The organism is uncultured Campylobacter sp., from assembly GCF_938018035.1.
GTDB lineage: Bacteria > Campylobacterota > Campylobacteria > Campylobacterales > Campylobacteraceae > Campylobacter_B.
Genome location: NZ_CALIJF010000151.1, coordinates 1 through 9,881 on the forward strand (window position 1 = coordinate 1; position 9,881 = coordinate 9,881).

The 9,881-nt window shown below is 50.2% G+C and carries 10 protein-coding genes and 1 pseudogene; all 11 read right to left on the bottom strand.

Features of this window, described 5'->3' with window-relative positions:
* Positions 1 to 831, bottom strand: an 831-nt coding sequence (locus tag Q0257_RS04570) for an NTF2 fold immunity protein (protein ID WP_298022102.1), incomplete at its 3' end; no start/stop codon positions are given.
* Between the two features lie 122 nt (positions 832 to 953).
* Positions 954 to 1,934, bottom strand: coding sequence for a hypothetical protein (locus tag Q0257_RS04575; RefSeq protein WP_298022104.1), 981 nt, complete (start codon positions 1,932 to 1,934; stop codon positions 954 to 956).
* A 107-nt stretch (positions 1,935 to 2,041) separates the two neighbouring features.
* A complete protein-coding gene (locus Q0257_RS04580; RefSeq protein ID WP_298022126.1) occupies positions 2,042 to 2,590 on the bottom strand; it encodes a phosphoribosyl-ATP diphosphatase in 549 nt (182 codons plus the stop codon).
* 186 nt (positions 2,591 to 2,776) lie between these two features.
* A pseudogene (hisI, locus tag Q0257_RS04585) lies at positions 2,777 to 3,097 on the bottom strand (phosphoribosyl-AMP cyclohydrolase); the annotation flags it as partial.
* Positions 3,098 to 3,385: 288 nt separating this feature from the next.
* Positions 3,386 to 4,465: an SPFH domain-containing protein gene (locus tag Q0257_RS04590; protein WP_298022106.1), complete on the bottom strand. Its 1,080-nt coding sequence runs from the start codon at positions 4,463 to 4,465 to the stop codon at positions 3,386 to 3,388.
* Between the two features lie 8 nt (positions 4,466 to 4,473).
* Positions 4,474 to 5,400, bottom strand: a complete 927-nt coding sequence (locus tag Q0257_RS04595) for a branched-chain amino acid transaminase (RefSeq protein ID WP_298022109.1) — start codon at positions 5,398 to 5,400, stop codon at positions 4,474 to 4,476.
* Between the two features lie 151 nt (positions 5,401 to 5,551).
* Positions 5,552 to 6,691 carry a phospholipase A gene (locus tag Q0257_RS04600; protein ID WP_298022112.1) on the bottom strand — a complete coding sequence of 380 codons (1,140 nt, stop codon included), beginning with the start codon at positions 6,689 to 6,691 and terminating at the stop codon, positions 5,552 to 5,554.
* Positions 6,681 to 7,247 carry a molybdenum cofactor guanylyltransferase gene (locus Q0257_RS04605; RefSeq protein ID WP_298022115.1) on the bottom strand — a complete coding sequence of 189 codons (567 nt, stop codon included), beginning with the start codon at positions 7,245 to 7,247 and terminating at the stop codon, positions 6,681 to 6,683. The genes Q0257_RS04600 and Q0257_RS04605 overlap by 11 nt, the downstream gene beginning before the upstream one ends.
* A gap of 61 nt (positions 7,248 to 7,308) precedes the next feature.
* Complete coding sequence (locus tag Q0257_RS04610; RefSeq protein ID WP_298022118.1) at positions 7,309 to 8,085, bottom strand: hypothetical protein; 777 nt, start codon at positions 8,083 to 8,085, stop codon at positions 7,309 to 7,311.
* Positions 8,086 to 8,339: 254 nt separating this feature from the next.
* Positions 8,340 to 8,699: a nitrous oxide-stimulated promoter family protein gene (locus tag Q0257_RS04615; RefSeq protein WP_298022122.1), complete on the bottom strand. Its 360-nt coding sequence runs from the start codon at positions 8,697 to 8,699 to the stop codon at positions 8,340 to 8,342.
* Between the two features lie 101 nt (positions 8,700 to 8,800).
* Entirely contained in the window at positions 8,801 to 9,808 is a 1,008-nt protein-coding gene (locus Q0257_RS04620; protein ID WP_297942846.1) for an AI-2E family transporter, read from the bottom strand.
* Between the last annotated feature and the right edge of the window lie 73 nt (positions 9,809 to 9,881).

Below are 9,881 nucleotides of genomic sequence, written 5' to 3' on the forward strand. Positions count from 1 at the left end.
CTTGCGCACGAGCAGGAAGCGGCGCGCAAAGCCGTGTTCGTCCTTGGCGTAGATGTAAATTTTATTTTTGCTCTCGCATTCGGCGTCCGTTAGCTCGTACCCGCCGTAGGTGCCGCCCTCCATCATCGAAAACGAAATACCCTCGGGGCGGAAGCCGCTGCGCTTAACGGGCGTGCAGTAGCGCGCAAATAGCTCGTCGCATCTGCGCTGCACCTCGCCGTCATCCGCGTCATCAATTCGCGATGTGGCAAATTTCTCCCACTCGCTCATCGCCGCGAAAAATTCTAAAAGCGCACTCTGCGCCGCCGCCAGGTCATCTGGATCAAGCTTCTTTTTGCTCTTTGCGGCGTCTCTTTGCGCCTGCTCAAACTCCGCAATCTGCTCCTTGCTAAACTGCCCGCCGTCTAGATAAAACTGGATTTTCGTATCCGCCGCGGCTAGCAGCCCCGCAAAGCTCACGCGCGAATTGACCAGGCGCAGCGATTTTAGCTTCGGGATTTGCACGATCGCTTTTAGCCCCTCATCCGTAATGCTGACGTTCTCGATACCGATGTGTTCGAGCTTGGCGTGTGCTGCAAAGTATCTAAAGCCCTCGCCGCTTATCTTATCGCTATCTTGTAAAAACAGATACGCAAGCTTCGGCAGCGTGGCTAGATGCTGTAGCGCCGCGTCCGTAATCGCCGTGGCTATAAAGCCCATATTTACGAGGCTTTTTACCTCGCAGATGCGGCGCACCATCTCATCGGTGAGTGCTACGTTTTCGTAGTGATGGCCTTTGCAGTAGCGCTCGCTAACCGCGTCCAAAGCCTCCTGCATCGTGATCTGCTTCATCAGCTATCCTTTAAATTTGATTTTAAAATTTTAGTGAAATTTTACGATTTGCGCAAGGCGCTTAAATTTACGCGTGGATTTGCACGCCGCCGATGTGTTTTAAAGCGCCGCCCCGACGAGCGCTAAATTTCAGCCGCCGTCCACTCGCATAAAATTTTATTAAAATCCTCTATCATCGCGGCGAAATCATACTCAAGCTTGCTTTGCTTTTGTGCGATCTGCTTTAGCGCCGTCAAAAAATACTCGCCCATCTTTCGCTTTTGCTCCATGGGCGCTAGCTCGCTAAACTCGCGCTCGAAATGTATCAGCGCGCCCGTTTTGCCCGTGTCTTTTCTAAACGGCGAATACTCAAAACGGTTCCGCAAATAGTAACCGCCCGCGCGCCTCTGTTCCTCACTCATCATTTCGTGTATCAGCTCCCAGGCGCGCCGCGAGCTTAGGCGCGGCTCGTCCGGTGCTATGATGTAGTTGGTTCGGCAGTGCTCATCATCAAAACTAAACGCGCAGCATAGCTTTATGTAGTTGATCGCGCAGCCGTAAATTTTAGGGCACATTTTAGCATTAAGCGCCGGTTGTAGATCCTCAAATAGGCTTTCTATCGCGGCGCGCGAGTTTTCGTAGCAGTTGCTGATAGCGCGCGTGATGCGGACCGGATTTTTGGCTATCCAGTTGCGCTGGCTGTTTAGCTTGAGGTCACAAATGTCCTCTTTTACGGGGCGCGCGAGCGTTTTGCCCGCCGCATCCGGGCTTTCGTGAAAAAACGTATCGCCGTCTTGCATCGTAAGCCCCGTTTTGCGTTTCGACCACATAGCTTCTACAAAGCGAGCCTCGCCGTGCGCATTTAAAAAATAGGTCATCGTATAACCGTTGTAAAATTTCCCGCGCAGCGCCTCCAAGCTCTCGCGCTCGCCCCAGCCTACGATCGCTAGGCATTCGCAAATTTTAACGGTCCTGTTCCACTCGCTAGCGTTTTTATAAAAGGCGTAGCGGTCAAATTCGCCTAGCAGCTGTTCGCGAATTAAAATTTGATCCTGGGCGCGCAGAAAAATTTCTAGTTCGGCGAGGTTTTCTATTTCGTAAATTCGCTCTAAAATTTCGTTCATTATCGACCCTTAAATTTGCGTTTACAGCGTAAAATCGCCTTTGAGTTTTACGGCTCGCTTCAGGCGCGCTTTGCTCTAAATAAACTCGCGGTCGCCGCAAGGCAGAATTAGCTTTTTTTTCGGCTGCGCTTTTCTTCGATGCCGCTTTGCCCTTGCCTGCGCGCTAGCTCGTCAAGTAGGGCGTCCGGGTGGATATTGTGCGCCGTAAGTGCGAGCAGAAGGTGAAATAAAAGATCCGCTCCCTCGTAAATCACGTCGTATCGCGGCTCGCCCACTCTGTGTTCGCCGAAGCCCTCGCGCGCGACGTCTGCGTAAAGCTCGCTGCGCGAGAGGTCCTTGCACGCCAGCGCGAACTCGCACGCTTCTTCGGCGATCTTTTTGAGATAGGCGTTTTCGCCCTTCGCGTAGAGCGAGGCGACGTAGGAGAGCGCGGACTCGCCGTTTAGCTTGCGATCCAAGCAGACATGATAAATTTCGTCCAAAATGCCGTACGGGCTTTTTTCCGTAGAGTTTTCGAGCGTAGAATTTTGCGCGGCGGCGTCTAAATTTTGCTTGCTGCACTCTGAGGCGGAATTTGCCGCGATGAAATTTGCTGCCGTAAAATTTTGTGTCGCAGAGCTTTGCCGATTGCAAGAGGCAGTGGAATTTTGAGGCATAAAATTTTGCGAGCCGTCACGGGCAATAGAATTTTGGGGCGCGTAATCCGCCGAGCCGTCGCAGGAAGCGGAATTCTGCTCTGTGCGAGAATTCGCGGAATTTTTCTGCACGAGAGAGGTTGCAGAGCCGTGCTCTGCGAAATTTATCGCGCCGCAAGCGCTTGAGCTCCCCACATTTTCGCCGCATTTTTGCAGCGAAATCTCTTTGAAAAAACAGCTTCGCGCGCCCGTGTGGCAGGCGGATCCGCCGCACTGCTCGACTTTAAGTAGCAGCGCGTCGTTGTCGCAGTCCAAAAAGGCGGATTTTACGAGCTGAACGTGACCGCTGCTCTCGCCCTTTTTCCAGATGCGCCCCTTGCTGCGCGAAAAGTAGTGCGCGTAGCCGGTACGCAGCGTCAGGCTTAGCGCCTCTTCGTTCATGTACGCGAGCATCAAAACCGCGCCGTCACCCGCGTCCTGCACGATCGCGGGAAGCAGCCCGCCCAGTTTTTGCCAATCTACCTTCATCTTTGATCCTTAGTTTGCGAAGTCGCGCGCCTTAAATTTAGCCGCTGCACGCGGAATTTGAGTTATGAATTTACGAAGCGGCGCGCCTCGTAAATTTAAAACAAGCCTAGCGGTTAAATTTAAGCTACCGCTAGGTTTAAGCTGCGACGGGCGCGAGTTCTGCTCGTCACGAGCTTTTACGCTCGCTGTTAAGTTTAGCTCGCAAAATCGAGAGTTAAGCTTATGCGCCCGGAGCAACTCGCTATTAAATTTAGTTCGCGAAATCTGGGCGCATAACCGCCTGAAATTTTAATTTTCCCGCTCGATGGCGCTTTGTTTCGCCTTATCTTTCGTATCGACCCAGATATTAGGCACCGCGCCGCCCGGCGTTAGGAAAATTTTCGCGTCGCCGTTTTCGCGCAACGCCTCGTTAAATTTAGCCTGCGTCTCGATCTGCTTAAGGCTTAAAAGATTTGCATCCAAGCTCTTTGCGATCTCTTTGTTGGCGTAGGCTTGCGCGTCGGCTTCGATCTTGGCGGCATCGGCGCGACCTTGAGCCTCGATTTTGACGGCGTCTGCGTTACCTTTGGCAAGAGCAGCCTTTTTAAGCGCCTCTTGATTTGCGCGCTCGACCTCGTATTTGGTGCGCTCAGCCTCCTGTTTGGCGATCTGCACGCTCTCGATCTGCTCCTTTACCTTCGCCGGCAGGATGATCTCGCGAAGCTGCACGGCTAGCAGATCTACGGGTGAATTCGGCAGTGCTTCGATATTCTTGCGGATGCCGTCGTCGATCGATTTGGCGATCTCGTCGCGTTTGGTAGGCAGCTCTTCGGCGGCATAGTTGCCGATGACGCTACGCACGACGTCCTTTACGCGCGGATCGATGATCTTATCCTCCCACAAAAAGCCCCACTCGGCGATCGTGTTGGGCGCCGTGGCTTCATTGAGCCTGTATTGCACGGTGATGTCGATGCTGACGGGCAAATTTCGCGAGTCTAGCACCGAAAGCGAGTTTTTACTAATGATACCGCCCGCGGTGCCGCTTTTAGTAGCGATACCCGCGCTCATATCTTCGCTGCTGGTGTAGTTGATGATACGCGTGCGAGTATCTACGACGAATACGTCCTGTATGAACGGCACGAAAAAGTGAAGTCCCGCGCCAAGAGGCGTCGGATCGTATTTACCTAAATTTGACTTGATCCCCACTTCGCCCGATTGGATCGTGACGAAGGGTTTTGAGATCACGAGCAGCGCGATTATCGCAATAATAGCGTAAATCACGCCGCTAAACTTACCCATTCCTCCAAAATTAGGAATTTTAAAATTTAAATTCCCGCCTTTTTTGTCGCTGTTTTTCTTATTAAAATAATCATTCAAATCCGCTGGCATGCGCGTCCTTATTTAACGTATGTGAGCCAGTGCTCAAATTTAGGGTCTTTGCCCGTGACGACGGCGAAATACGCCTTTTGCAAGCGGCTCGTGATCTCGCCCATCTCGCCCTTGCCGATGATCCTGCCGTCGATGTTGCTAATCGGCGTGACCTCCGCAGCGGTACCGGTGAAAAACGCCTCGTCCGCGGCATAGAGCTGATCGCGAGCGATGCGCTCTCTGCGGACTTCGTAGCCCAGGCTGCGCGCGATTTCGATGACCGAGTTTTGAGTGATGCTCTCTAGGCTGGTGTCGTTCGGCGGAGTGATGATGAGCCCATCTTTTACGATAAATAGGCACTCGCCAGGGCCCTCCGCGACGAAGCCCTGCGGATCGAGTAGTATCGCCTCATCGTATCCCGCATCGACCGCCTCAAAATTTGCCATCTGCGAGTTGAAATAATTCGCGCTCGCTTTGGCTTTTGCCATCATCGAAAATTGCGCCGGCTTCATCCACGATGAAATTTTGGCTTTGATACCCTTGCGTAGCGCCTCTTCGCCCATATACGCGCCCCATTGCCACGCTGCGACGACGACGTTTACCGAGCAATCCTTAGACGAAACGCCCATCGAGCCGTAGCCGAAGTACGCAAGTGGGCGGATATAAACGGTCTGATCGAAGAGGTTTTTTGCGACGACGTCGATCTGAGCCTGACGAAGCTGCTCGAAGTTAAACGGAAGCTTGATTAAGCAGAGCTTTGCCGAAATTTCAAGCCTGCGAGTGTGCTCGTCCAAGCGGAAAATCGCGTAGCCTTTGTCGGTTTTATAGGCGCGCACGCCCTCAAATACGGCGTTTCCATAGTGCAAAGAGTGCGTCAAAACGTGAGTAGTGGCCTCTGCCCAGGGGATTAGTTTGCCGTCTTTCCAGATGAGCTCGGCCTCTTGAATTTGTGCCATTTCTTGATCCTTTGATGAAATTTAATCCATGATTTTAGCTAAAAGAATATTAATTTCTAAGAAATTTAAAAGCAGTTGAAATTTGATGCGATTTTAAGACGAACAACGAGTCGTGAGTTCAAATTTAGCTCGCAACTCTGTGCAGATGGCATTAAAATTCCACGAACGAAAGCCCGATGCCGATCTTATTGACGCTGCGTTTGTAATCCGCGAGGCTCTCGCCGTAGCCATTGAAGTAGCGCAGATAGCCGTAAAATCCGCTGTTAAAGATCGGGAAGCTATAGTTCAGCTCGATCGCACCGCGGTTATTGCCGTCAAAATGTAGGTTGTTTCGCCACAGAGCGCTAAGTCGCTGCTTGCCGAAGGTGTATGACGCGCGCAGATCGCCGTAGCCCATATAATCCGCGATGTCCTCGTTCGTGCGGTCCAACCAAAAGGCATACCAGGCTCTGGGGGTGATCGAAAATCCGTCCGCACTCCACGTGCTTTGCGCGTAGAGCCTATTCCACGAGCGCGATTCCTCGCCGCCCTTGCCGTTTGATTCGTGCATGGTGCCTATCTTTAGCTCGTCCGCAAACGGCACCGGCGCGCTAACGTATAGCTCGGGGCGATAGTTGCTTTCGCGAAAGGGGGCGCTATCCTGCGTGATCTGCCACCAGGAATTTTGCGCGTAAGCGAATGAAATTTTCTCTCCAAGTCCCAGCGCGTCGTAGGCAATCGGGCGCTCGAAGCTAAACTCAAAATGCAGCTCATCCGCCTTGCGATCGGGCTTTTTACTAAAATCGTGGGTAAAAAGTATATAGATCGGCTCGTAGTATTTAAGCCCTAAAAATCCAAAATTTCGGCCATTTTGTTCGCCTTGCGGCGCGGAATCCAGCGCGGCGGAATTTTGCGAGATCGAGCCGGAATTAGATGATGCTAAATTTAACGCCGAGCCTGACGTGGCCGAGTTTGCTTCTACGGAATTTGTCGCAGCGGAATTTAGCGCGCTGGATTCCGCCATGGCGGAATTTTGTGCTAAAGAATTTTGCGGCACCGCAGAGTTTAAAACGACGGCATCATCGTGCGAAGCGCGGTTTTCTGCGGACGAGGTAGAATTTTCTGCGACTTTTCGGCGCGGTTTATCGCCTTTATCCGCTAGACTTGCCGCGGCGATCTTTTTGTAATAGATCATCGCGTTTTTGTAATCGTCCTTGGCCTCGTATTCGCTAGCCTTTGCGTATAGCTCGGAGAGATCTTGCGCGGCTAGGCTTATGGCGCAAAGCGCGAACGCCAAAGCTTTAAATTTCATCTACGCCCTTTAAATCGTTTTGATAATTTATATTTAAAAACTGCTCTTTGTTTTTGAAATTTAGCACTTTGGAATTTGCAGATCCGATGAGCGCGCCGATCTTATGCTCTTTCGCGCGGTAGAGCTCAAGCGCGCGCGGCGCAAGAGCTGCGTCAAAAAAGCCGCACAAGCTATGTCTGTGCGCCTCGTCGCCTGCTACGCAAATTTGCCCCTCTTGCTCGCTAAGAGCGCGAATGGTGGAAATTTCTACAAAGGGCATGTCGGCGGGGATGATAAAAATGCGCTCGCCGCTAAAGGGCTTTAGCGCCGAATACAGCGCGCCCATCGGCGAAAATTCCTCAAATTCGTCGTAGACCATAGGAAGCGGCGGGTTAAATTTAGAGCTTTTGGCGCAGGCGAAAACCCGCTCAAACTCGCGGCTTAGGCGCGAGAAAAGAAAGTGCGTCATGCTGGGATGCCCGCGAAATGGGAACAGCGTTTTGTCACTGCCGAAACGCGAGCTTTTGCCGCCGCAGAGAATGACGCAGGTTTTCATAGAAATTTCACCGGCTTTCATCGATCTTTATCGCGGCGAAATTTTAAATTTGAAAGTAAAATTTGAAAGAAGCGCGGGCATATCAGTCTTTTTGCATATATTTGGCTTTGCCAAGGGCGTTGTTTGCGATGAACTGATAAAGGCTCGGCGCCTGAAGCTTGGCTAGCTCGGGGTATTTGGCTTTAAGCGTCTTCCAGATATCGTAGACGCGCATGCCACTTGCGTAAAGCTTCATAATCTCGCTAAAATGCGGATCATAAAGGCTCGGCTTTTTATACAGCGAGAGTTTGCGGTCGGTATCCAGCACGGCGTTTGCCTCGATAAAAGCGGTAAGATCGCGCTCGCTTACTTTGGCAAAATCCTTTTCGTAGTGAGATTTCATATACTTTAAAATTTCTTTATTGCTAACGCCTTGGAAGTGCATTTTTTTGATCTCGAAGCGATACGCGTATAAGAAATCCTCGCTTTTTTTTGCGGTTGCGCGAAGTCTTGTTTTTTCATCTTTGAACGTCACGGAGATGAAGTGCGTAAGCCCGGGTGCAGTAACGGCGTTTTTGAATGCTTCGTCCTCCTCGCCGATCTTTTTTAAGATCGCCTTGACGGTGTAGCCCTCGGCAATAAGGTTTGAAATTTTATCTTTATAAGGTTTGTAGTCGAATCGCACGCGCCTAAAGCCCGTCTCGACACTGATTTTTTTATAGATCCTCGCATGCTCTCTAGATGTAAAATACCTCGATTTCAGCCCTTTGCGGAGTTGTTCGGCAACCGCGGTAAAATCGTCATAATCGGCGATAGACGCGATTAATTCCTTTTCGTTTACGACCCTGCCGTTAACGACCGCGATGGTAATGACCTTCATATTTTCTCCTTTGATTGGGCACAATTCTAACTTAAAACTATAAACTCAAATTTAATTATTTATTATCAAGGATTGCGGAGGATTTGTGTTTGCGAGGCAGAATTTTACGCGCTAAGATTTAGCATTTTGATTGATTTTTATATCTTTTTTGTGCTTGTTCTCACGCTGCTTTTTTATACTTTTTTGTGTAGAGATGAAGCGAGTTTGCAGAGATAAATTTTACTCGCAAATCCTAGCTAAATTGCCAGCGCAAGTTAGCTTTTTTTAAACGAAAAAAGCTTTTTTATCTTCGTAAGCCCAAGCTTCATGCCACTATATTTCATCATCTTAGCCATATTTACCCACATTTCGCGCTCGTAGCACGGATGCGGGCAGTGGTGACAGCGTGGCTTTTCGGTATGCGGGCAGGCGCGCAGGCGCGCATAGGCGTAACGCAGCATCCGCTCGCAGTCGCTACAGAGATGAAAGTGCGTCTGCACAAGCCCCCTATCGTCTTTGTAGTCATGAAGCACGGCACCATCTTTTTTAAGCGCATCCGTATGCTTGCCATCGCAGTAAATTTGGATAAATTTCGTCACCGTGTTTACTTCGTAAATAAATTTTTCGCTAGTCATATTTGATCCTTTGGGCGGATTTTATCTAAAAGAGACAAAAATACTCTTGAGCGCGCTCAAGTTAGAATTTATAGAATTTTAAAATTCCGCGGAATTTCGCTTTATCTTTCGACCTTGTTGCTTAATAGAGTCGCGATGAAGCGTGTTTTGTCGTTTGAGGCAAGCGCGATTTGCAAGCTCATCGTAAGCGGCACAGCCAAAAATAGCCCGCCGATACCAAGTACGAAGCCCCACAGTAGTAGCCCTGCAAGCACGCTGATCGTTGAAAGCCCGAGCCCTTGCCCTAAAAATCGTGGCTCGATGATATTTCCGATCGCTACGTTTACGACTAAATAGATTGCGATAGTCCAGATGCTAGAGCTTATATCCATCGTAGCTAATGTCACGAAAAGCGTCGGAAAGACCGCTACGATCGAGCCTATCGTAGGGATGAAATTTAGCACGAAAGCTAAAATCCCCCACAGCGCAGCATATGGGACACCAAGAGCCCACAGCCCAAGCCCGATGAGCGCACCGGTGCAAGCTGAAGCGATAGTTTTGATTAGCAGATATTTTTTGAGGCTGGAGGCAAATTTCTTCACGAAAGTGTGCGTAGCGCGGCTACTTTGCGAAAAATAGCGGATTTTTTCGTCGATTACGGAGCTTTCAAAGACCATAAATGAAACCATTATAAAAATGAAAAATCCCGTCGAGACTATTGAGCCTGTCTTACGCAGTAATGCCGATAGCTGCGCGGCGGCTTCGCTTGGATCGATGCCCAGGCTTGCGGCGTTAAGCTCTATGCCGAATCGAGAGAGCTTCGCACTCACGCCTCCTAGCACCTCTTCAAATTTTGCTTGAAGCTCGGGCAGGCGCGCTGAAAATTCCTTGATCGCATCGAAGATGACTGCACCGAAAAACACTATAATCGCCACGAAGGCAAAGGTGATGATGAGGAAGCTAAAAACGCGCCCGACGCGGATCTTTTGGACATAAAGCACCAGCGGCGAGACGAGCACCGTGATGAAAATAGCTAGCAAAAATGGCACGACGATAGCCTGCGCGGCTTTAAGACCAGCCAGGATGATTACGACGCAGGCAACCGACATCAAGGACATTTGAAGCTTCAAGGATTCTCCTAAATTTGACATTTTCGCAGAGCTTTTACGCGAAATTTTGGTGAAAGGATTTTAACTAAAATTC